Origin of the sequence: Sporolactobacillus terrae DSM 11697 (assembly GCF_000648615.1) — a bacterium.
GTDB classification, from domain to species: domain Bacteria; phylum Bacillota; class Bacilli; order Bacillales; family Sporolactobacillaceae; genus Sporolactobacillus; species Sporolactobacillus terrae.
Window position 1 is genome coordinate 16,204 of the sequence record NZ_JFZC01000099.1, and the last position, 22,353, is coordinate 38,556.

Here is a 22,353-nt window from a genome sequence, read left to right on the forward strand (position 1 = left end):
AATATCGTGAGCATTAAAGCGGAAGAAATCAGCTCATTGATTAAACAGCAGATTGAAAATTATCAATCCACCGTTGAAGTGAGCGAAGTCGGCACCGTCATCACTGTCGGCGACGGAATCGCCCGCGTCCACGGCCTTGACAGTGTTATGTCGGGCGAGCTTGTCGAATTTTCTAACGGCGTCCTTGGTATGGCTCAAAACCTTGAAGAGGACAATGTCGGAATCGTCATTCTCGGCCCTTTTACAGATATTCATGAAGGCGATCCGGTAAAACGTACGGGTCGAATTATGCAAGTGCCCGTTGGTGAAGCATTGCTGGGCCGGGTAGTCAACCCACTTGGTCAGCCAATCGACGGAAAGGGACCTATTGTCACAGACAAATCCCGTCCGGTTGAGCGCAAAGCTCCGGGTGTCATGGATCGTAAATCCGTATTTGAACCGATGCAAACCGGTATCAAAGCGATTGATTCGATGATTCCAATCGGACGCGGTCAGCGTGAGTTAATTATCGGTGACCGTCAAACTGGTAAAACGGCGATTGCGATCGATACGATCATTAACCAGAAGGACCAAGACGTTATCAGTATCTACGTTGCGATTGGTCAAAAGGAGTCAACGGTTGCCGGTGTGGTAAATACACTGAAAGCATACGGCTGCATGGAAAACACAATTGTTGTGTCTGCTGGTGCTTCTGAACCGGCTCCATTGCTGTACCTTGCACCTTATGCCGGCGTTACAATGGGTGAAGAGTTTATGTACAACGGCAAACATGTATTGATTATCTATGACGATCTGTCCAAACAAGCGGCGGCATATCGTGAACTTTCCTTGCTGCTTCGTCGTCCGCCGGGCCGTGAAGCATTCCCGGGCGACGTTTTCTATCTACACTCAAGACTGCTGGAACGTGCAGCGAAACTGAGTGACAAGTTAGGCGGCGGTTCAATTACTGCTTTGCCGATTATTGAAACGCAGGCCGGGGATATTTCAGCCTACATTCCGACCAACGTTATTTCTATTACCGATGGACAGATCTTCTTGGAATCGAACTTGTTCTATTCCGGTATTCGTCCGGCGGTTGATGCGGGTACGTCAGTATCCCGTGTCGGTGGAGCTGCTCAGATCAAAGCGATGAAGAAAGTTGCCGGAACCTTGAAGCTTGACCTTGCTTCTTACCGAGAACTGGAAGCATTTGCTCAGTTTGGGTCTGATCTTGACAAGGCAACGAAAGCAAAGCTTGATCGAGGCGCGCGCACGGTTGAAATTTTGAAGCAAGATTTGCACAACCCGTATCCGGTTGAAAAGCAAGTTGCTGTTCTTTATGCGCTAACCAAGGGCTTTATCGACGATGTCGCGATTTCGGATGTGAAACGTTTCGAAAAAGAATTACTTGCTTATTTGGAACAATCCGATAAGGGAATTCTTGAAACAATCCGTAAAACAAAACAGCTGCCGGATGATCAAAAATTTGCAGCGGCCATTACCGCATTCAAAAAGACATTTGTTCCTTCAAAAGCTGAATAAGCCGAGGAATAAGGATAGGTCGAAAGAACGCACATTCTTCTGAAGATCGGTCTGTCCTGATGGAAAATGTGCTGCATCCCATCGGGCGGGCTTTCAAGGGTGGTGAACGAACATGCCTTCAATGCGTGACATAAAGGAAAAAATCGCATCGACAAAACAGATGCGTAAAATTACCAAAGCAATGCAGATGGTTGCGGCGGCAAAATTGAATCGTGCCCAATCGGCCGCTGAGGATTATGCCGCTTACGCTGATAAACTGCACGAAGTTGTGGCAAGTATCGCGAGCACCATGTCAAAAGGAGCAAGCAGCAAACATCCTATGCTTGCTGCCCGGCCGGTAAAAAAGACGGCTTATCTGGTCATTACTGAGAGTCGCGGTCTTGCCGGCGCTTATGACAGTACTGTATTGAAATACGTACAGAACTTGATTCGCGAAAAGCATCAATCAAAAGATGAGTACACAATCATCGTTACAGGAAAAGTCGGTCTGAACTTCTTTACGAAGCGCGGATATCCCGTGGCATTCAGCAAAGCCGATGTTCCGGATGATCTTACTTTTGATAATATACTGGCATTTGCCAAACAAGCGGTTTCCTTGTTCAATAAGAAGGAAATTGACGAGCTCCACTTGGTCTACAACCATTTTGTCAATGCCATTTCTCAAACACTGGTAGATAAACAGCTGCTTCCATTGACAAATCTTGAGCATGCGCCGGCACAAAAAGTGTCGTATGTCTACGAGCCTGATGAAGATGAAGTGCTGACAGACCTCCTGCCGCTTTACGCTCAAGGGCAGATCTACGGCGCACTGCTTGACGCAAAAGCTGCCGAGCAAGCAGCGCGAATGACTGCGATGCGAAGCGCATCGGATAATGCAAGTGATATCATTGATCGCTTGTCTCTGTCTTATAACCGTGCACGTCAGGCTGCCATTACTCAGGAAATCACAGAGATTGTTGGCGGCGCTGCCGCACTTGAATAATTCTTTGCACGACTAGCTGATGGGAGGTAGTTTAATGAACAAAGGGTATATCACTCAGGTCATGGGTGCCGTTGTCGATGTTAAATTTGAACGCGATCACCTTCCTGAAATATATAATGCTCTGACCGTAAATTATAAAGCTCAATCCTCCAACGAAGCAGATATTCATCTGACTCTGGAGGTTGCGTTACATCTCGGTGATGACTCGGTCCGTACCATTGCCATGGACTCTACCGATGGTCTTGTACGCGGTATGGAAGCCAACGATACCGGTGCACCAATTTCAGTTCCGGTCGGGGACGCAACACTTGGCCGCGTCTTTAATGTACTTGGTGATGCAATAGATGGAAAACCGGTTGCACCGGAAGTTGAAAAGCATGCCATTCACAGAGATCCGCCGAAGTTCTCTGAACTTTCAACGAAAACAGAAGTGCTGGAAACAGGAATTAAAGTTATCGACTTGCTGACCCCTTATATTAAAGGTGGAAAGATCGGTTTGTTCGGCGGTGCCGGAGTCGGTAAAACCGTCCTAATTCAGGAACTGATTCACAACATTGCCGAAGAACACGGCGGTGTGTCTGTATTTGCAGGTGTCGGTGAACGAACGCGTGAAGGGAACGACCTATACTTTGAAATGACCGAATCAGGAGTTATCAAGAAAACGGCGATGGTGTTCGGTCAGATGAACGAGCCGCCGGGTGCGCGTATGCGTGTTGCGTTGTCCGGACTGACCATGGCGGAGTACTTCCGTGATGTTGAAGGGCAAGACGTACTGCTCTTCATTGACAACATCTTCCGTTTCACTCAAGCAGGTTCCGAAGTATCTGCACTGCTTGGCCGTCTGCCGTCTGCCGTTGGTTATCAGCCAACGCTGGCGACGGAAATGGGCCGTCTGCAGGAACGCATTACCTCAACGAAAAAAGGTTCCGTTACATCGATTCAGGCCGTTTATGTGCCTGCCGATGACTACACCGACCCAGCGCCGGCAACAACGTTCTCGCACCTTGATGCAACGACAAACCTTGAACGTTCATTGACTCAGATTGGTATTTATCCGGCCGTTGATCCACTTGCCTCGACATCGCGTGCGTTAAGCCCGGATGTTGTTGGAGAGGAACATTACGAAGTTGCCGAGCGCGTCCAGATGACGCTTCAGAAATATCGTGAACTGCAAGATATTATCGCAATTCTCGGTATGGATGAACTTTCAGATGAGGATAAATTGACGGTAAGTCGTGCGCGCCGTATCCAATTCTTCTTAGGTCAGAACTTCCACGTTGCCGAACAGTTCACCGGTGTGCCTGGATCTTACGTGACGGTTGAAGAGACCATCAACGGATTTAAGGGTATTCTCGATGGAAAATACGACGACGTTCCAGAAGAAGCATTCCGAAACACAGGAACGATCGAGGATGTATTGGAAAGAGCGAAGCAACTGGTTTAATGAGCGTTTGAATCGCTCGAACCTTATGAAGGGGGCTGGCTGATGAGTACGGTGCATACGGATATCGTCACACCTGCGGGCAAGGTTTATGAGGGCGACGTACATATGGTATGTGTGCGTTCCAAGGATGGTGAACTTGGCATATTGCCAAATCATTTGCCAATCGTTGCTCCACTCGAAATTGCGCTTGTTCGTTTGAAACATGAAGACGAAAAAATCGTCGACTATGTGGCCGTTCATGGCGGATTCATTCAAGTGAGCCGAAAAAGCATTACCATTTTGTCGGAAGCTGCCGAATTAAAAGCCGACATTGATGTGGCACGTGCAAAAAAGGCAAAAGCTGAAGCGGAAGAACAGCTGAGTACGCTTCATAAAACGTCACAGGGTTATGAAGAAGCGCGCTTGAAGCTGAAACGTTCTGAACTTCGCCTGTCCACCGCAGCCATCGATGATTCAATTCCAGAAGCATAAATCAAGCAATCAAACAGTGCTTATGAAAAAGACTTTCCCAATTGACTGGGAGAGTCTTTTTTGCAAGTCAATAAATATGTGATTTTACCCCGTCTTTCAAGCCAATAGACCCGTATCTTGGCTATGAAACGAAGCGGAGGTGCTCTGGCGCCAGCGGGATCACGCTTTGTTGATGCGTGCCAGCAAGGCCCTGCAGATTCCTACCTGCCTGAGGAGGCTCGTGGTGCGCCTGCGGCAAGCGAGTAACTGAAGTGTCATTCAAGCCCAAGATCAATCAATGAAAGCCACCGCGTCCTATAACTTTCTGAAATTTATTTTGACTTAAATGGCGCTGTCATTGATCGGAAAATACTGAAAAAACTTTTAATGAAAAAAAAGTAGTCAATTATAAAAAACGGCGGTAAAATAAACTTTGACAGAACAGATTATTGTTATATTAAAAACATGTTACAAAATCATTACAAATAAGGGGATGGATGCACAATCTGTTATTCCTAAACGAAAATTATAAATTGCGTAGGGATAAGAGAACCGGTGTTACATATAAGACTACAGGCGGTGGCTTCGATTGATTGAGAATTCCGGCCTTTTGGCTTTGATCAGTATTGTTGCTCAATTGCTTTTTTTTGCACTGACATGGTGGGCACTTCAATCTGTAAAATTTGAGGCGGTTTTTCGTCATGCAAAGAGCTTACAAGCGAGAATTTTATATGTGCTTTTGGCAATTGCCATTAGCTACCCGGTAACGAAATTTTTTCTTGATTATGTGAACTGGTCCTTAATTTTACCGCAAATTTACGATTGAATTTTCATTGGTTGATGGTGCAAATTCAGTCTGAATATGACGAAAAGTTCCACGTATGCTGCTCTTCGGCTTCAGGTAATACTGAAGACAAGGGAGAGGGGCGGATTTTATGAAACGGAACATTTTGTTTGGCATTATTTTCTTATTACTGGTTTTATGGATCATGCAATTTCGCCAAGACCGAGTAGCTGCAGAAGCGAATCAATCGCGCTTTGAAGCGTTGAATCGGGTGTCGTTATTTGCACGTACGTTGAAAGCGCAGCATGCACAGATTACGGGCTGGAACGTTTACGCGCGTGAGACTCAGAATGCTCATGCATCAAAGCTGCAAGTGCAGAAGGATGCAGCGACCATTCAAGCGAAATTGGATGATTACAAGTGGCAGGTGATGCCTGCTCGGGACGGCGCGTTTGGCTGGGTTGGGATAAAGAAAGCGAAACTCGGGCACGCGCAGTGGCGTATTCGCTACATCGCTTATCCAAATGGGAACAGTTACCAGACCGTCATTCTTTACCAAGGAAATGGAAAATCATTTATACCGGCGCAATGGGGAGCCATAAGAGACGAAATGAGTGCGGAAATGGCGCGTGTTTTTAATGGTCAAGAGCACTTATACTCTTGTGTAAGCGCATCTCGCAATGATAAAATGAAACGTACCTTGCTTGAAGAAGGAAAACGGTATCTTAAGCTTTTTTCAGCTGTTCCTGTTGAGCAACTGCAAGAAAAAACCTTTGTATCGATATCAGCATATAATGGGGCATGGAACAATGCCATTGACACTTCGAAAAAAAAGATGAACATTCAGGCAGCCTTGAGAAATGATGGAGACCGGACCATTATTGTCCTTGGCTCACCGATCATTACGGTGGAATACTAATCAGGAAAGATTTCCAGTGATCGTAATGATTCAATTCAACAATAGACGCGGCACGGAAGAATGTTCCGGATCGAGCGAAGAGATAATTGGACGCGGAGGGGAAAAGTTTGGAAAAGATTATCGTTCATGGAGGGAAACGGCTTTCGGGCTCTGTGAAGATTGAAGGTGCAAAGAACGCTGTTCTTCCTGTCATAGCCGCATCAATGCTTGCTACGAAGGGCACTAGCAAAATATATAATGTGCCGGAACTGGCTGATGTATACACGATTAATGAAGTATTACGGTACTTGAATACGTCGGTGAATTACGAAAAGAAAACGATCATGGTAAACGCAATGGCTGATCTATTTACAGAAGCGCCTTTTGAATATGTTCGAAAAATGCGTGCCTCCTTCTTAGTCATGGGTCCACTGCTTGCACGCGTTGGTCACGCCAAAATCGCTCTTCCAGGTGGATGTGCGATTGGCTCCAGACCTATTGATCAGCATCTGAAAGGCTTTGAAGCGATGGGTGCCAAGGTTACGATCGGAAACGGCTCCATTGAAGCACGTGTGGATGGGAAATTAAAAGGATCGGTGATTTATTTAGATTTCCCAAGTGTTGGCGCAACGGAAAACATCATGATGGCTGCAACGCTTGCCGAAGGAGAAACGGTTCTCGAAAATGCAGCGTGCGAGCCTGAGATTGTCAACCTGGCGCAATACCTCAATGCAATGGGTGCAAAAGTCAGTGGTGCAGGTACGGGAAGAGTGACGATTAAAGGTGTTCATGAACTCTGTGGAGCAGAGCACCGGATTCTTCCTGACCGGATTGAAGCAGGCACATATATGATTGCTGCGGCGATAACCGGCGGCAATGTACTGGTGGAAGATACCGACATCAAAGATCTTCGACCGCTGATCGCCAAAATGCGTGATATGGGTGTTGTTATCAAAGAAGAAGCGAAGGGTGTTCGTGTGATTGGCAATGATCACTTGCAGGCGGTTGATGCCAAGACGATGCCGCATCCTGGGTTTCCAACGGATCTGCAAGCACAAATGATGGCTCTTTTGCTAAAAGCGAATGGGACTTCAGTGATTACAGAAACAGTCTTTGAAAATCGCTTTATGCACGTTGAAGAATTCCGCAGAATGAATGCGGCAATCAAAATTGATGGTCGGTCGGCTGTAATTAGCGGACCTTGTGACCTCCAGGGCGCTGAAGTTGCCGCAACGGATCTTCGTGCAGGAGCTGCCCTGGTGATCGCCGGCCTGGTTGCAAAGGGCTATACCAAAGTCAGCCGTTTGCACCATATTGATCGCGGTTATGTAGATCTTACCGGAAAACTCCGTGCTTTAGGTGCGGATATTGAGCGTGTCAGCATGAATGATGCGGAACAACCGGTTGTATCCACCGAGGAAGCATTACAGGGCACGCTAAGCATTAACCCGAAATTTGCTTAATTAAATTTGATGACACAGGCAGGCACTCGATCGATTCGAGTGCTTTTGATGTTTTTTAATATTCCGACAGTTGCTCTTGCAAGCCTCTCAAAATGGATGATATGCTTCCACACGAATAATGATGCACAGGAGCTTGTTCTATTTGCGCAAGCACATGCATAGTAATTAATAACTCAATAACTCATACGCGTGGAGGCAATGTTCATGAATAAAGCCGCTGTACTGCTTCTCCTCTTTGGATTCGTTATCGTGATAATCCCCGCCGCCATCGTTATCCCGTTCACTCAGAAGGCATCGGGAGAAATGACCAAACAGCAAAACACAACCAAATCAGCTGCACACGCGGCCCAAAACAATTCGATCACCGTTTCTGTATACCGGTCTAATCAGAAAGTAACCGATCAAGTTGCCTTAGACGATTATTTGGTTGGCGTTGTCGCATCAGAAATGCCGGCTAAATTTCGTTTGGAAGCACTAAAAGCGCAGGCAATTGCGGCACGGACGTACATTATGTCGCGGATGATCAACAATCCCGAAGTGCGCGTTAATGATACGGTTCAAAATCAGGTGTACCATAGTCCAGATGAATTAAAAACGCTTTGGGGTAAAGATTATGAAAAAAAAATAAAAAAAATTATGCAAGCGGTGACGGAGACCAAAAATCAGGTCGTTACCTATGATGGTAAGCTTATTTCACCGGTGTTTTTTTCAACCAGTAACGGTCGGACGGAAAATGCTAAAGATTATTGGTCCAATGATATTCCCTATCTTCGCTCGGTGCCAAGTCCTTGGGACAAACTGTCGCCTAGGTATAAAAATAAACAAACGCTGTCGATTCAATCTGTAGAGCAAGCGTTGGGCATTGATTTAAACGGTGTTCAAGGAGCAATTGGTAAGGTTATAAAAAAGACAGATACCGGACATATCGCAGAAATTGAGATTGACGGAAAGCAATTTACCGGCCGCGAAGTGCGCGAAAAATTAAAGCTGTCGTCTACCGACTTTCAACTAACAAAAAATGGCAACACGCTTCAAGCGGTGACCGTTGGCAGCGGCCATGATGTTGGGATGAGCCAATATGGTGCCGAAGGAATGGCACGCGAGGGAAAAACAGCAAAACAAATCATCACCTATTATTACCAAGGAACACAAATCAGTAAAATGACAGTAAAGCCGCAAAAGGCTACAGCTAAGAAGTCGTAGCATAGCCGTAGCGTAGGGCGTCTCGAAAGTCAGTGTCGAGACGCTTTTTTACAGGAAAAGAAAGTTTATGATTTTGCCCCGTCTTCAAACCAATAGCCCAGTGTCTTGGCTAAAATCAAAGCGGAGGGGCTCTGGCGCCTGCGGGATCGCGCGTTGTTGATGCGTGCCAGCGAGACCCCGCAGATTCTTGCCCTGTCTGAGGAGGCTCGCGGTGCGCCCGCGGCAAGCGAGCAACCGAAGCGACGATTCAGCACCGAAAAGACACGAGTCCATCACACAAGGTTGGAGATTAAGGACCGGACGCTTTTTGCCCGGTTTTTCTGAGAAAGTATATGATTTTTGGTCACGCTGTGCATCAAACGCGCAGATGCTCTGGCGCCTGCGGGAGTACAGGCCAAAGGAGACCCCGCAGATAAATTGGGTGTCCGAGGAGGCTCGCGGTGCGCCCGCGGCAAGCGAGCAACCGAAACGACGATTCAGCACCGAAAAGACACGAGTCCATCATACAAGGTTGGAAATTAAGGACCGGGCGGAACAGGTCTAATTTATATGCTGAGCAAAACACCGCTTGGTTTTCCATAGTCATTTTAAGTCGAAACGCGAGGTGCACAAGCGCAGTTTTTCAATGAGTATCTGCTAAACTCATAGAGTATGCTTGAAAAAAGTGAGTTTTTTAGCATTCACATGTATAGATCAGCGGCATTCTGATCAGAATGTTGCTGAGGTGATACAAGATGACAGGTAATAAGGATCAAAAGAAAACACAAGAAAAAGAACTGTCCGGTCTGCGAAAACTAGCAAAACGGCGCTGGTTCTATCCCGCTTTATATTTATGCGCTGCATCGCTCGTACTGACCGGCGTACTGCTCTTTCAAATGCATGGTGCTGATAAGGCAAATCAAGATCAGGATCAGACAGTATTTAATCAGGACAAAGCGACCCCGCATGTGCAAAATGCTGGTGATGAGGTCTTTGAATGGCCGGCAAAGAAAGGCGTTACTGAAGTGATTCAACCATTCTATGACCCAAAAGCAACTGAAGCCGATCAGCAAGCCGCTCTCGTAAACTATAACAATTCATACGTCCAAAATACAGGCATCAACATTGGCGCGGATGATGAAAAGGCGTTTACGGTAACAGCAGCAATGACCGGAACGGTTACGGAAGCAACGAAGGACAGTACGCTCGGCTACAAAGTGACCTTGAAGCACAAGAACGGTGTAGAAACGATGTATCAAAGTCTTGGATCAATTGATGTGGCCAAAGGACAGGAAGTCGCCCAAGGTGAAAAAATTGGTACAGCGGGCAACGAAGCACTGAATAAAGCGATGGGTGTGCATCTGCATTTCGAAATCCGTAAAAATGACGTGCCGGTAAATCCGGAGCACTTCATGGATAAGAGTGCTTCTGATGTAAAAGCGGTCACAGTCGGTGCGAAAGCAGCAAATGAGAGCAATCCGGCTTCAGAAGTGAAGGATGAAGGCAGCAGCGAAGCACCAAAGCAGGAAAGTGATCAAGGCAAGTCTAAATCAAATACGAAGAGCAATCCAAAAGAAGGCTCATCAATCGATAACAGCTCTCTTGACTCGGAAAATTAACAAAATAATGAAATTAAGGCGGCTCCTAAGGGGAGCCGCCTTTTTTGCAGATAAAGAAAAGCTATGATTTGCCCCGTCTTCAAGCAAATAGACCCGTGTCTTGGCTAAGAATCAAAGCGGAGGTACTCTGCGTCAGCGGGATCGCGTTTAGTTGATGCATGCCAGCGAGACCCCTCTGAGGAGGCTCGCGATGCGCCCGCGGCAAGCGAGTAACCGAAGCGACGATTCAGCACCGAAAAGACACGAGCCCATCACACATGCACGAAGGAACTTTCGCTAAGTGCGCATACGTCCTGTATGCAACGCGAAAGCCACCGCATCCTGCGGAAGTAAGGACCGGGCGCTTTTTGCCTAGTTTTTCTAATACTATAAGAAACCTGAAATTGGGGACACCGTTATGGGCATCGATGGGGATACGAAGGAAGTCGCGGCGCTGAATCAAGGGAGGGCGGCAACGCTCTATGAGCCGAGCCTTGTCGAGAAGATGCTGAAAACTTGGAACAAAATCGTCTGTTTTTTGTGCTGCAGCTGCAGACGGAGTAAGATCATGTGAAATCATGGGTTGCAAAATTGAGCATTGGTCAAAGTATACAGAAGCAGATGAATGGATGCATGAAAGTTGAAAATTAACCTTTTCTTCATATACATGGTTCGCCTCGCTGGAGTAAAATAAAAGCACAGACTCTAGGGAAGGGGCGGCTTCAGTGGTCGATTATCATTTTTCTCCAAACGCACTGCCGAGAAACTCAGTCTTTGCCAAGCACGGCATGGTGGCGACGGCGCAACCGCTTGCTGCACAGGCAGGGCTGGACATCTTGAAACAAGGCGGCAATGCGATCGATGCAGCCATCGCAACAGCGGCATGTCTCACGGTCGTGGAACCGACATCTAACGGACTGGGCAGCGATGCCTTTGCTTTAATCTGGACAAAAGGGAAGCTGCACGGATTGAATGCGAGCGGAACGGCGCCGCAGGCGATGTCGATTGACGCTGTTCAGGCACGTGGCTACCAGAAAATGCCAGCGCATGGACTCATCCCGGTGATGGTTCCCGGTGCGCCTGCTGCATGGGCAGCGTGTTCAAGAAAGTTCGGCAAGCTCCCGCTGACGGCGGTCCTTCAGCCGGCCATCGATTATGCAGAGCAGGGGTTCCCCGTTTCACCGGTGGTTGCCCTAAACTGGAAGCGTGCGTTTAATGCATATAAAGAGAAATTTCATGACGCCATGTTTGATCCATGGTTTCGAACCTTTGCACCGAATGGGCGTCCTCCTGAACCGGGTACACTTTGGAAAGCCCCGGATCACGCCCGCAGCTTGCGTGCTATTGCCGAGTCAGCTAGCGATGCCTTTTATAAAGGGGAACTGGCCGATCGTATTGATGCCTTTTCGAGGAAACATGATGGATTTATTCGTAAAAGTGATTTGGAAAACTATCAGGTACAGTGGATCGAGCCAATTTCAACCACGTATCGCGGTTATGAAGTCTGGGAGTTACCACCGAACGGTCAAGGGCTCGTTGCGTTGCTCGGTCTAAATATTTTAAAACAATTCGAGCTTGAGAGCGAAGCGGGTATCGATACATATCACAAACAAATTGAAGCACTAAAGCTCGCATTTTCGGATGGCAAGGCCTACATTACCGACCCGAGCGAGATGACGAACGAGACGCAACAGCTGCTCAGCGAAGCCTATGCAAAAGAACGCGCAGGTCTAATTGGTCAATTGGCGATTACACCGGAACCGGGCAGATTGCCAAAAGGCGGGACCGTATATCTAGCCACCGCGGATGAGGATGGAAACATGGTGTCGTTTATCCAGAGCAATTTTATGGGCTTCGGATCGGGAATTGTGATCCCGGGTACCGGCATTGCAATGCAAAACCGCGGCTATACCTTTTCGTTGAATCCTCAGGATGCGAACGCATTGAAACCAGGCAAGAAAACCTATCATACAATTATCCCGGGATTTCTGTCGCGCAATGGTCAGCCGGTCGGTCCATTTGGCGTGATGGGTGGATACATGCAGCCGCAAGGACATCTACAAGTGATCAGCCGGCTTATTGACGAGCGCCTGCATCCACAGGCGGCACTTGATGCACCAAGATGGCAGTGGATGGAAAACAAGACCGTTATGGTTGAACCGAGTTTTCCCAATGCAGCTGCTCAAGCATTGGCTCGGCGCGGACATGACATTCGCGTTGCACTTGATACCGGTTCATTCGGGCGCGGGCAAATCATCTGGCATGATCCAAAAACGGGTGTTTTAGCGGGCGGCACGGAATCGCGTGCGGATGGAGTCGTTGCAGCTTGGTAATTTCTATCTTAAGACAGCAGAGAAAGCAGTTAGGAGTTTGGTTAAATGACTCAAGGATCAAAAAAAAGAACGGCACAAAAATCGGCATTTGCCGTTCACCGGGATTTGTTCGTTGCCTTTTTTCGCTCCGGTATTGTCAGCTTTGGTGGCGGTCCGTCGGGCATTCCGCTTATTGAAGCAGAGGTTGTAAAACGGTATCAATGGATGACGCTTGAAGAATTCGGTGATTTGGTTGCCTTGGCCAACGCATTGCCCGGACCGATTAACACAAAGCTGGCCGGCTATGTCGGCTGGAAAGTAAAAGGGTTCACCGGACTGTTCGCAGCATTAAGCGCAGTGATCCTGCCAACGGTTGTTCTTATGATTGCGCTGCTTGGCGTGCTTGTACGTTTCAACGATCAGCGCTGGGTGCGCGGTATGACGCAAGCCGTACTTCCGGTCGTCGGCGTGTTAATGGCACAATTGACCTGGAAGTTTATGAAAAATGCCAAAAAAGGGCTAGGCTGGACGATTAGCTTGATTCTGGTTGGTATAAGCTTTGTATTGATGGAAGTTCTGCATGTCCATCCGGCGATTCTGATTGCGCTCACCTTGCTGATCGTGCTGATCAAGCCTTCAAAAAAGGCGGGTGACAGCAAATGATTTTTTGGCAGTTGTTTCTCGCTTTTTTCATTCCCGGCATTCTTGGATACGGCGGCGGTCCGGCATCGATACCTCTGATTGAAAATGAAGTGGTCGGTCATTACCATTGGATGACGGTGACCGAGTTTAGTAATGTACTAGCTTTCGGCAATACACTGCCTGGACCGATTGCGACAAAAATGGCCGGTTACATTGGATATGAGATTGCGGGCGTTTTCGGTTCATTAGTGGCGGAATTTGCCACAGTTGCGCCGTCACTGATTCTTTTGATTGCTCTGTTGCGGATACTTGCCCGGTTTAAAGATTCTCCTAAGGTGAATTGGCTGACTTTACTTATTCGACCGATTATTGTTGTCATGCTCGGTATGATGGCCTACAACTTTTTTGCAGCATCTGCACAGGCTTCAGGATGGTTGCCGATGATTCTGATTGCAGCGGTCAGTTTTGTACTGATGGAGCGCTTTCGTGTTCATCCAGCTTTTGTTATTGCCGGAGCATTGCTGATCGGCGCGGCTTTTATGGGATAAATGAATTATTGATTAACATTTTGCATCGATGATTGCGGATCTGTCGGTAAAAAAGGCCGACAGATTTTTTGCATCGTTCGGTAGTGGTTAAATAGGGATTGAGGCACTTCAATATACAAAAAAACAGACCGCTCAGTTTGAGGGCCTGTTTTTTGTTTTGTTCAGTAACTGTTAAACCAATTCTTTGTTCTTCGTCTCGTGACCGAGGAACAGAACGGCGAGGATGCCGACAATGATTGATAGGCAGAAGATGGTAAAGATTCCGCCGATCGATACTTTTTGTACGAGCAGATAGCCGACGAGCAGCGGTCCGAAAATACCGCCAATCCGGCCGAATGCTGCCGCCATGCCGGTACCGGTTCCGCGGACAACAGCGGGATATTGTTCCGGCGAATAGGCATAGAGCGCGCCCCAAGCTCCCAGATTAAAGAACGAAAGCAGAATGCCGGACGTGAGAACCATTGGAAGCGTCGAGGCATAGCCGAAGAAATAAGCAAAGACGGCGGTTCCGAACAGATAGACAATCAGTACCCATTTGCGGCCCCATTTTTCGATCAGCCACGCTGCCGTGAAATAACCGGGCAGCTGCGCGATCGTCATGATCAGTACGTAGCCAAAGCTTTTGACCATGCTGAACCCTTTTAAAGAGACAACGTTAGGGAGCCAGAGAAACATGCCGTAATAGGAGAAGACAACGCAGAACCAAAGGATCCAGAGCATCACGGTTTGCCGCACATAGTTTTTTGACCAAACCGTGCTGATATTTTGCAACACGGTTGGTTTTTCTTTTTCAGCTTTGGCAACATAATTAGCTGAGTCATGAATGTTCCATCTGAGGTAAATGGCATAGAACGCAGGAAGCGCACCGACCAGCAGTGCGATCCGCCAGCCGAAAGATGGAATAATAAAATATGAAATCAGTGCGGCGATGATCCAGCCGCCCGCCCAGAAACTTTCGAGTAGGACAACGGTACGTCCGCGCTTTTCCGTCGCAACACTTTCTGAAACAAGCGTTGAAGCAACCGGGAGCTCACCACCAAGCCCCATTCCAATGATGAAGCGCAGAATGAGGAAAATCGTCAAACCGGTTGCCAGTGCGGAGAGACCGGCTCCGATCGAAAATACGAGCAAGGTTAAAATAAGGACATTCTTTCTCCCAATTCGGTCGGCAGTTAATCCGAAGACGAAAGCGCCGACGGCCATACCGATCGAGCTGACACTGCCAATCCAGCCCATCTGAGCAGCGTCTAATTTCCAATCGGCACCCAGTGCGGCGATGATAAAGGATAACATGCCGACATCCATTGCATCAAACAACCAAGCAAGCCCGGCGACGCCAAGCAATTTCCGTTCTGAAATTTGTTTTACAGATGACATAAGATCCTCCTATAGATCATAGATAAGTGCAGCCTCGCCATGCGAAGCATTTGTACAAGTTATCAAAATTGATTATAGTGATTGAGTTTACAAGTGTAAAGACACTTGTGGAAAAAAGTTGCCGATCGATTCATTAAGCGATTTGCCGAAGTCGACCGTTAATCAAACGGATCATGTTACACTATAAAGAAATAGCGTTGCCGGAGGGAAGAACGTGTATTTACAGGATGTTCAAGATTGGGAAAAAAGATTCTATGAAAAACGAGGATGGAAAGACCTTCCTCCTTATATTCGCGTTGGCTTTTTAATGGAAGAAATTGGTGAAGTGTCACGCGCGGTGCGCGCTTCTGAAATCGGTCGTGATCACCCTGATGAGGAAAAGATGACAAAGAAAGAAGTAAGAGAAAATCTTGCAGAAGAGTTGGGTGACGTCTTGTCAAATGTCGCAATTCTTGCCGATTTGTACGGCATGACTTTGGAAGACGTTGTTCAAGCCCATCGAAAAAAGCTAATGAAGAGATATAAGGAAAACGAACGGTACGAATAGTCAAAGAGGTCTCCTTTTTATGCATCCATAGAAGGAGATCCTCATTTTTAACAGGAAAAAAAGTATAAGGTTTTGCCTTGCTTATGGCTGATTCCGTTAGTACCCTACTTCAACGGATGCGTTAACGATGTACATTAAGTCATTCTTATCATTCTTATCTTTCAGGACAATGCCGCTTGGCGTTGCCATGCCGCCATCCATTAGCTCCACGTGAACCGTACCGTAGGGAATCTCAGCCTTAACTTTTTCAATATCAACACGTTCTTTATCCTTTGGCACAGCGAGACGAATCGTTACGTTCATCTTGTTCAAGTCATGATTGGGCAGAAAGCGGGTAATGCCCGGCATTGAATTTCGATGAATCGCATCACGAACCGCGCGAACCGCTGCGCAGGTGACATCCTGACCGTGGACATCAATGCCAAAACCTGTTTCAATAAATAAGAGATGCTCCATGAGAAAGGCTCCTTTATGCGAAGTTTATTTGATTATAGCAAATGGGAGGGTTAATGGATAAGATTGTGCTCAATAATCTTTTGACATGTAAGATAATCTGACGAAAACAACCAATTATTCCCTTGAAAGAACTAAAATTAATGGGGAAAGTTAGAAAAGAATTAGAAGCATAAAATGTCGGATACTTGTAGAAGCAGACGTTTTATAGAGTTTTAACGCGCTAAAGGATGCAAAAGCCGAACAATAAAAATTATGTTCTGCAAAATTTTCGTTTTTTCCCCGCTTTTCTGTTTCCTTTTTAAAGAATTTAAGCTATAGTAAATTTTGTGAGTTTTAAATTTCAAAAGTTTTAACGGGGGGTTTTTACGTGTTTAAAAAGAGAATAGCGGTGCTTGTAGCCTTTGTTGTTGTTTTAGGTTCCATTCTTGCCGGCTGCGGCAACAGCAAATCAAGCGGCACTTCAACGAAGAAAAGTGCATTCAAAGCGGGGATGGTTACGGACACTGGCGGTGTTGATGACAAATCCTTTAACCAGTCTGCTTGGGAAGGCCTGACAACGTACGCTAAAGACAATGACCTGAAGAAGGGCACTGATGTTAAGTATCTGCAATCAACCCAACCATCGGATTACTCACCAAACTTGAACACAATGGTTCATCAGAACTTTAATATCGTATACGGTATCGGTTTTCTGATGCAAAGCGACATTCAGAAAGTTGCGGAACAAAATCCGAAAGCACAATTAGGTATTATTGACGCTGTCGCTGTTGATAAGAACAATAAACCGTTGAAAAACGTTGCAAGCATCACGTTTAAAGAAGAACAAGGCTCATTCCTTGTTGGTGTTGTTGCAGGGTTAACCACGAAAACCAATAAAGTCGGTTTTATCGGCGGGATTAACTCAGCACTGATCAAAAAATTCGAAAACGGATTTAAAGCCGGTGTGAAAGCCGTAAATCCTGATGCAGAAGTGTACGCACAATATGCCGGTGCATTTGACGCACCTGACAAGGGACGCGCAATTGCTCAAACGCTTTATACGAAAGGCGCGGACATTATCTATGCATCTGCCGGCAACACAGGAAATGGTGTGTTCACCGAAGCGAAAAACCGTGCGAAAAACGGTAAAAAGGTTTGGGTAATCGGTGTTGATAAAGATCAGCATGATCAAGGTATGCCGGAAAACGTAACGTTGACGTCGATGGTTAAACGGGTCGATAAAGCGATTTATGACGTAACGAAACAAACAAAAGCCGGTGATTTCCCAGGCGGACAAGTTCTTTCATTCGGTCTGAAAGAAAATGGTGTAGGAATTGCACCGACAACTGAAAACGTATCAAAGAAGGCACTCGACGAAGTAAATCAATATAAGAGCAAGATCATTGACGGTTCCATTAAGGTTCCGACAACCGATAAAGAATTCAAAGAATATGCTGCTACCTTAAAGTAATCGATTGTTTAATTCATGTTGGATGAGGCATTTATTCTGCCTCATCCTTCACTTATAATTAGGCTGTGTTTCGATCATTTTTTTCTACATAGTCAGAGATGGGAGACTGAAGGCATGTCCTATGCAATTGAAATGAGACAGATCAGGAAAGAATTTCCCGGTATTGTTGCCAATGACAACATCACCCTTCAGGTCGAAGAAGGCGAAATTCATGCGCTGTTCGGTGAAAATGGTGCTGGAAAATCGACGCTGATGAATGTTCTTTTCGGTCTGTATCAGCCCGATAGAGGAGAAATTTATGTTCATGGGGAAAAGGCGGTTATTCATGACCCCAACGACGCGACTCGGCTCGGCATAGGCATGGTTCATCAACACTTTATGCTGATTGATAAATTTACTGTCGCTGAAAACATCGTTCTTGGCAGAGAGCCGAAAAAAAACGGTGTTCTCGATATGAAAAAGGCAGTGAAAGTTGTCAGAGAGCTATCCGAAAAATATGGATTGGATGTTGATCCGGAGAAAAAAGTTGAAGAAATAACCGTTGGCATGCAGCAGCGTGTGGAAATTTTAAAGACACTCTATCGCGGCTCCGATATTCTGATCTTTGATGAACCGACTGCGGTCCTGACGCCAATCGAAATTCAAGAATTGATTGAGATTATGAAGCGTCTCGTCCATGAGGGAAAGTCGATTATTCTCATCACGCACAAACTGAAAGAGATCTTTGAATGCTGCGATCGTGCTACGGTTATTCGGCGCGGAAAAAATATCGACACGGTGAAGATTTCCGATACCAATCCAACCGAGCTTGCCAGCATGATGGTTGGACGCAAAGTACATGTTCAGGTTAATGACGCGCCATACAATCCTCAAGGAAAAGTGCTGGAAATTGAGCACCTAAACGTTGCCGACACGCGTAAGGTAGAGGTCATCAAGGATTTGAATCTAACTGTTCATGGCGGCGAGATCCTCGGTATTGCCGGTGTAGACGGCAACGGACAGACAGAACTCATTGAGGCGATTGCCGGACTGCGCAAGACGAAAAGCGGTACGATAAAGCTGAACAATCAAGATGTGACCAATCAAAGGACACGCAAAATGATAGAAGCCGGCTTAGGTTATATTCCGGAAGACCGGCAAAAGCATGGACTTGTTTTGGATTTCTCGATTGCTGAAAATATGGTGTTGCAGACGTATTATCAGAAGCCGTACGCGCAGATGGGGATTTTGCAGAATAAAGTGATCGCAAAGAAAGCCAAAAAACTGATTCAGGAATTCGATGTTCGGACTCCGAGTGAAAAGACGCATGCCCGGGCGCTTTCGGGCGGCAATCAACAAAAAGTGATCGTTGCTCGTGAAGTGGATCGCAGCCCGCAGCTTCTGATCGCAGCGCAACCGACACGCGGTCTGGACGTTGGGGCGATTGAATTTATCCATGGAAAGCTGATTGAAGAAAAGAAAAAAGGCAAAGCGGTACTGCTTGTTTCTTTTGAATTGGATGAGATTCTGCATTTAAGCGACCGTATCGCGGTCATTTACGAAGGGCATATCATTGACATTGTCAGCCCGAAGGAAACCAATGAAAATGAACTCGGCCTGCTTATGGCCGGCAGAAAGAAAGGGGGAAATGAGGCGTGAGCAATTTATTGAAAAAGGTAAATTGGATGACCTTGCTCATCCCGGTCATTTCCGTCATTCTCGGTCTTTTATGCGGGGCTGTAATCATGCTTGCGATCGGTTATAATCCGGTATTGGCTTATCAATCGATTGTCGAATCGATCTTTCTTCAGCCTTATTATGGCGGCGAGACGATTCGGGCGATGATTCCGCTCGTCTTGGCAGGCCTTGCCGTCGCGTTCTCTTTTCGGACAGGCCTTTTTAATATTGGTGTTGAGGGACAGTTGATGGTTGGCTGGCTTGCATCCGTGGCCTGTGCGATCTGCCTCGGGCATCTCCCGAAAATCATTTTGCTTCCGCTGTCCATTATTGCGGGCGGAGCTGCCGGTGCACTTTGGGGATTTGTTCCTGGATTTCTGAAGGCGCGGTTTAAGGTTCATGAAGTCATTTCAACAATTATGATGAACTACGTTGCGCTTTATACGACCGCCTATATCATTAAAAATTTTCTCTATACGGAAGGTGAGCGTACGCCGACGATTCCTTCCGCGGCATCGCTTGCTTCACCGTTTCTTGCGAATCTCACACAAGGATCACGCTTGCACTGGGGCATTATTGTCGCGATTATTGCTGTGTTTGCGATGTGGTTTCTATTATGGAAAACAACAAAAGGATATGAATTGCGCTCGGTCGGCTTCAGCCCGGATGCATCCAATTACGCCGGGATGAATGTTGCGCGCAATGTCATGCTGTCGCTGACCATTTCCGGCATTTTCGCCGGACTTGCCGGAGCGATGGAAGGACTAGGCACCTATCAATACATGACGATCAACTCTGCCTTTACCGGCATCGGCTTCAATGGTATTGCGGTTGCACTGCTCGGCCTTAATACACCGATTGGCGTCTTGTTGGCCGGAGCGTTATTTGCCGGTTTGCAAAACGGTGGGCTGACCATGCAGGCCAATGCCGGTGTTCCGGTTGAATTGGTCAACATCATCATTGCTCTGATCATTTTCTTTGTCGGCTCGAGCTATGCGATTAAATGGATCCTGAGCCGCTTTTCGAGAAAGGGGCAGAAATAATGAGCTTTTTTGAAATTTTGACAATCATTATCCCGTCAACGCTACTGACTGCTGCTCCGCTGATTTTCACGTCACTGGGCGGCATGTTCTCGGAACGATCCGGGGTTGTCAATATTGGTTTGGAAGGGTTGATGGCGGTTGGTGCATTCACTGCAGCTGTTTCGACCTTAGGGCTTGAGCATGCCGGCCTTGGCAATGCCTCTCCTTGGATTGCCATTCTGATTGCCGGAGCGATCGGCGGGTTGTTCTCGTTGATTCACGCAGTTGTATCCATTTCATTTCGTGCGGATCAAACCGTCAGTGGGGTGGCGTTAAACTTTCTTGCGGCCGGCCTGACCATCTTTCTTGTGAAATTGATTTTCGACGGCAAGGGCCAGACCCCTTATATTACCCACAATATTGATAAGGTGGATATTCCCGGTTTGGCAAAGCTTCCATTTCTCGGGCCGATCTTTTTCCAGCAGGTCGCTTATACCTCTTATATCGCGATTTTCATTGCCATTCTGTGCTGGTTTATCGTTTACAAGACACCGTTTGGCTTACGGCTCCGGTCGGTTGGTGAACATCCGGCTGCAGCAGATACGCTTGGGATCAGCGTCATTAAGATGCGCTACATCGGCGTTTTGCTGAGCGGCGTGCTTGGCGGCATCGGCGGTGCGGTTTACCTTGTGACGATAACGTCCAACTATAACGTTACGACGATCGCCGGGCAAGGGTTCCTCGCGTTAGCCGCACTTGTCTTTGGTAAATGGCATCCAATAGGAGCAATGGGGGCGTCGCTGTTTTTCGGCTTCGCGCAAGCACTCAGTATTACCAGCCAGCAGATTCCATACTTGGATCGACTGCCATCAGTATTTATGCTGATTGCGCCTTATGTCCTAACGCTGATTGTTCTTACTGGATTCGTTGGCCGTGCTGAAGCACCAAAGGCCGATGGTGTGCCGTATATTAAAGGACAGCGTTAACGCTTCAGAAGATATGAATCAACCGCTGCCGGATTATTTCCGGCAGCGGTTTTGACTACCACTAAAAGTTGCCACTGCATGAGAAAAAATTTTCCGATATAATAGGGGGTATTAAGATCCATTTGGTCGCATGACCGATGTGGAGAAGATGACGTTTGGAGGATGAAAAATGACGACAATCTGCCTGGTTAGGCATGGAGAAACCGATTGGAACGCGATGGGAAAACTGCAGGGGCGCGAAGACATTCCGCTTAATGAACGGGGAAGAAAGCAAGCAGCAATGGTAGGGGAATATCTGAAGTCGGAGCAATTTTCTGCGGTCGTCACCAGCCCGCTGCTGCGTGCAAAACAGACGGCCGAGATCGTCAACGCTTATATTGGCGATCTACCTCTCGCGGTGGACCGTGATTTCATTGAGAAATCTTACGGCGAAGCATCTGGATTGACGATTTCGGAGCGAGATCAGAAATTTCCGGAAGGCAATATACCGGGACTGGAGCCGTTTGATCACATCAAGGAACGGGTAATCCGCGGATTAGATCAGGTGAAAACGAGCCACCCTAATCAAAACGTTTTGCTTGTTGCACATGGCGGTTTGATCAATGTGATTCTCGCACTTCTTTCCAATGGAAAAATTGGAACCGGGAAGACAAAGCTGTTTAATACATGCATTAGCCATATCGCGACCAAAGACGACTCGTGGCAAATCATCGATTATAACTGCATTGATCATTTAAGTCGGTTCGGTAAAGTGACCAGTATCTGAATGGTGGTTTTTGAACATCAAAAAAACAATAAAAAAAGCGGATCAAAGTCCGCGCTTCGTTGCTCTATTGAATAAAGCGGGTGATGGGAATCGAACCCACGACGAGAGCTTGGGAAGCTCTAATTTTACCATTAAACTACACCCGCATAACTAAAAAAGCCATCTTTAATCTTATAAGAACGGACAATTTTTGTCAATATTAAGGATTTGCTTGCATCACAATTTTTTCTTGAGATAATGGCAGTAGCGCTTAATAGTGAGAATTATAA

At 46.8% G+C, this 22,353-nt stretch carries 21 protein-coding genes and 1 tRNA gene; 19 read left to right on the top strand and 3 right to left on the bottom strand.

The features are described 5' to 3' along the window. Nucleotides 1-6 precede the first annotated feature (6 nt). The 13 genes from atpA to AA84_RS0115815 all read left to right on the top strand — a co-directional run bounded on the left by atpA (nt 7) and on the right by AA84_RS0115815 (nt 13,824). On the top strand, nt 7-1,521 hold the full coding sequence (gene atpA, locus AA84_RS0115750) for a F0F1 ATP synthase subunit alpha (protein ID WP_028978007.1): 1,515 nt from the start codon (nt 7-9) through the stop codon (nt 1,519-1,521). 112 nt (nt 1,522-1,633) lie between these two features. Next, nucleotides 1,634-2,503: an ATP synthase F1 subunit gamma gene (gene atpG, locus AA84_RS0115755; RefSeq protein WP_028978008.1), complete on the top strand. Its 870-nt coding sequence runs from the start codon at nt 1,634-1,636 to the stop codon at nt 2,501-2,503. 34 nt (nt 2,504-2,537) lie between these two features. Beyond that, nucleotides 2,538-3,947 (top strand): F0F1 ATP synthase subunit beta, encoded by a 1,410-nt coding sequence (gene atpD / locus AA84_RS0115760; RefSeq protein ID WP_028978009.1) that lies wholly within the window; start codon nt 2,538-2,540, stop codon nt 3,945-3,947. A gap of 42 nt (nt 3,948-3,989) precedes the next feature. Beyond that, a complete protein-coding gene (locus AA84_RS0115765) occupies nt 3,990-4,418 on the top strand; it encodes a F0F1 ATP synthase subunit epsilon (protein WP_028978010.1) in 429 nt (142 codons plus the stop codon). A 568-nt stretch (nt 4,419-4,986) separates the two neighbouring features. Further along, nucleotides 4,987-5,223, top strand: a complete 237-nt coding sequence (locus AA84_RS0115770) for a DUF1146 family protein (protein ID WP_010023455.1) — start codon at nt 4,987-4,989, stop codon at nt 5,221-5,223. A gap of 109 nt (nt 5,224-5,332) precedes the next feature. After that, nucleotides 5,333-6,100: a YwmB family TATA-box binding protein gene (locus tag AA84_RS18470; protein WP_028978011.1), complete on the top strand. Its 768-nt coding sequence runs from the start codon at nt 5,333-5,335 to the stop codon at nt 6,098-6,100. Between the two features lie 107 nt (nt 6,101-6,207). Continuing rightward, a complete protein-coding gene (gene murA, locus AA84_RS0115780) occupies nt 6,208-7,542 on the top strand; it encodes a UDP-N-acetylglucosamine 1-carboxyvinyltransferase (protein WP_028978012.1) in 1,335 nt (444 codons plus the stop codon). Nucleotides 7,543-7,746: 204 nt separating this feature from the next. Next, a complete protein-coding gene (gene spoIID / locus AA84_RS0115785; RefSeq protein WP_028978013.1) occupies nt 7,747-8,745 on the top strand; it encodes a stage II sporulation protein D in 999 nt (332 codons plus the stop codon). 734 nt (nt 8,746-9,479) lie between these two features. After that, nucleotides 9,480-10,343, top strand: a complete 864-nt coding sequence (locus tag AA84_RS18155; RefSeq protein ID WP_037563991.1) for a M23 family metallopeptidase — start codon at nt 9,480-9,482, stop codon at nt 10,341-10,343. 397 nt (nt 10,344-10,740) lie between these two features. Further along, nucleotides 10,741-10,896 (top strand): hypothetical protein, encoded by a 156-nt coding sequence (locus AA84_RS19130; protein ID WP_156994730.1) that lies wholly within the window; start codon nt 10,741-10,743, stop codon nt 10,894-10,896. Nucleotides 10,897-11,110: 214 nt separating this feature from the next. Beyond that, complete coding sequence (locus AA84_RS0115805) at nt 11,111-12,655, top strand: gamma-glutamyltransferase family protein (RefSeq protein WP_223362605.1); 1,545 nt, start codon at nt 11,111-11,113, stop codon at nt 12,653-12,655. Between the two features lie 45 nt (nt 12,656-12,700). Beyond that, nucleotides 12,701-13,297 carry a chromate transporter gene (locus tag AA84_RS0115810; protein WP_051575168.1) on the top strand — a complete coding sequence of 199 codons (597 nt, stop codon included), beginning with the start codon at nt 12,701-12,703 and terminating at the stop codon, nt 13,295-13,297. Beyond that, the gene (locus AA84_RS0115815) at nt 13,294-13,824 is read left to right on the top strand and encodes a chromate transporter (RefSeq protein WP_028978017.1); all 531 of its coding nucleotides are present in this window, start codon (nt 13,294-13,296) and stop codon (nt 13,822-13,824) included. Before AA84_RS0115810 ends, AA84_RS0115815 begins: the two co-directional genes overlap by 4 nt. A gap of 171 nt (nt 13,825-13,995) precedes the next feature. Here the strand turns inward: AA84_RS0115815 and AA84_RS0115820 are convergent, their stop codons facing one another. After that, a complete protein-coding gene (locus AA84_RS0115820; RefSeq protein ID WP_028978018.1) occupies nt 13,996-15,201 on the bottom strand; it encodes an MFS transporter in 1,206 nt (401 codons plus the stop codon). A gap of 214 nt (nt 15,202-15,415) precedes the next feature. Here AA84_RS0115820 and AA84_RS0115825 point away from each other — a divergent pair, with 214 nt between their 5' ends. Continuing rightward, nucleotides 15,416-15,748, top strand: a complete 333-nt coding sequence (locus AA84_RS0115825) for a MazG nucleotide pyrophosphohydrolase domain-containing protein (RefSeq protein ID WP_028978019.1) — start codon at nt 15,416-15,418, stop codon at nt 15,746-15,748. 96 nt (nt 15,749-15,844) lie between these two features. Here AA84_RS0115825 and AA84_RS0115830 read toward each other — a convergent pair whose 3' ends face one another. Then, on the bottom strand, nt 15,845-16,204 hold the full coding sequence (locus AA84_RS0115830; RefSeq protein ID WP_028978020.1) for a Lin0512 family protein: 360 nt from the start codon (nt 16,202-16,204) through the stop codon (nt 15,845-15,847). A gap of 367 nt (nt 16,205-16,571) precedes the next feature. Between AA84_RS0115830 and AA84_RS0115835 the strand changes: the two genes are divergently transcribed. The 5 genes from AA84_RS0115835 to AA84_RS0115855 all read left to right on the top strand — a co-directional run bounded on the left by AA84_RS0115835 (nt 16,572) and on the right by AA84_RS0115855 (nt 22,084). Further along, nucleotides 16,572-17,654: a BMP family lipoprotein gene (locus AA84_RS0115835; RefSeq protein ID WP_028978021.1), complete on the top strand. Its 1,083-nt coding sequence runs from the start codon at nt 16,572-16,574 to the stop codon at nt 17,652-17,654. A 114-nt stretch (nt 17,655-17,768) separates the two neighbouring features. After that, nucleotides 17,769-19,292 carry an ABC transporter ATP-binding protein gene (locus AA84_RS0115840; protein ID WP_028978022.1) on the top strand — a complete coding sequence of 508 codons (1,524 nt, stop codon included), beginning with the start codon at nt 17,769-17,771 and terminating at the stop codon, nt 19,290-19,292. Continuing rightward, entirely contained in the window at nt 19,289-20,353 is a 1,065-nt protein-coding gene (locus tag AA84_RS0115845) for an ABC transporter permease (RefSeq protein ID WP_028978023.1), read from the top strand. Before AA84_RS0115840 ends, AA84_RS0115845 begins: the two co-directional genes overlap by 4 nt. Then, complete coding sequence (locus tag AA84_RS0115850) at nt 20,353-21,318, top strand: ABC transporter permease (RefSeq protein WP_028978024.1); 966 nt, start codon at nt 20,353-20,355, stop codon at nt 21,316-21,318. The genes AA84_RS0115845 and AA84_RS0115850 overlap by 1 nt, the downstream gene beginning before the upstream one ends. Before the next feature lie 169 nt (nt 21,319-21,487). Beyond that, nucleotides 21,488-22,084: a histidine phosphatase family protein gene (locus tag AA84_RS0115855; protein ID WP_028978025.1), complete on the top strand. Its 597-nt coding sequence runs from the start codon at nt 21,488-21,490 to the stop codon at nt 22,082-22,084. A gap of 75 nt (nt 22,085-22,159) precedes the next feature. On the opposite strand, the gene AA84_RS0115860 is transcribed toward AA84_RS0115855, so the two are convergent. Continuing rightward, nucleotides 22,160-22,230: transfer RNA gene (locus AA84_RS0115860), tRNA-Gly, on the bottom strand. Nucleotides 22,231-22,353 lie beyond the last annotated feature (123 nt).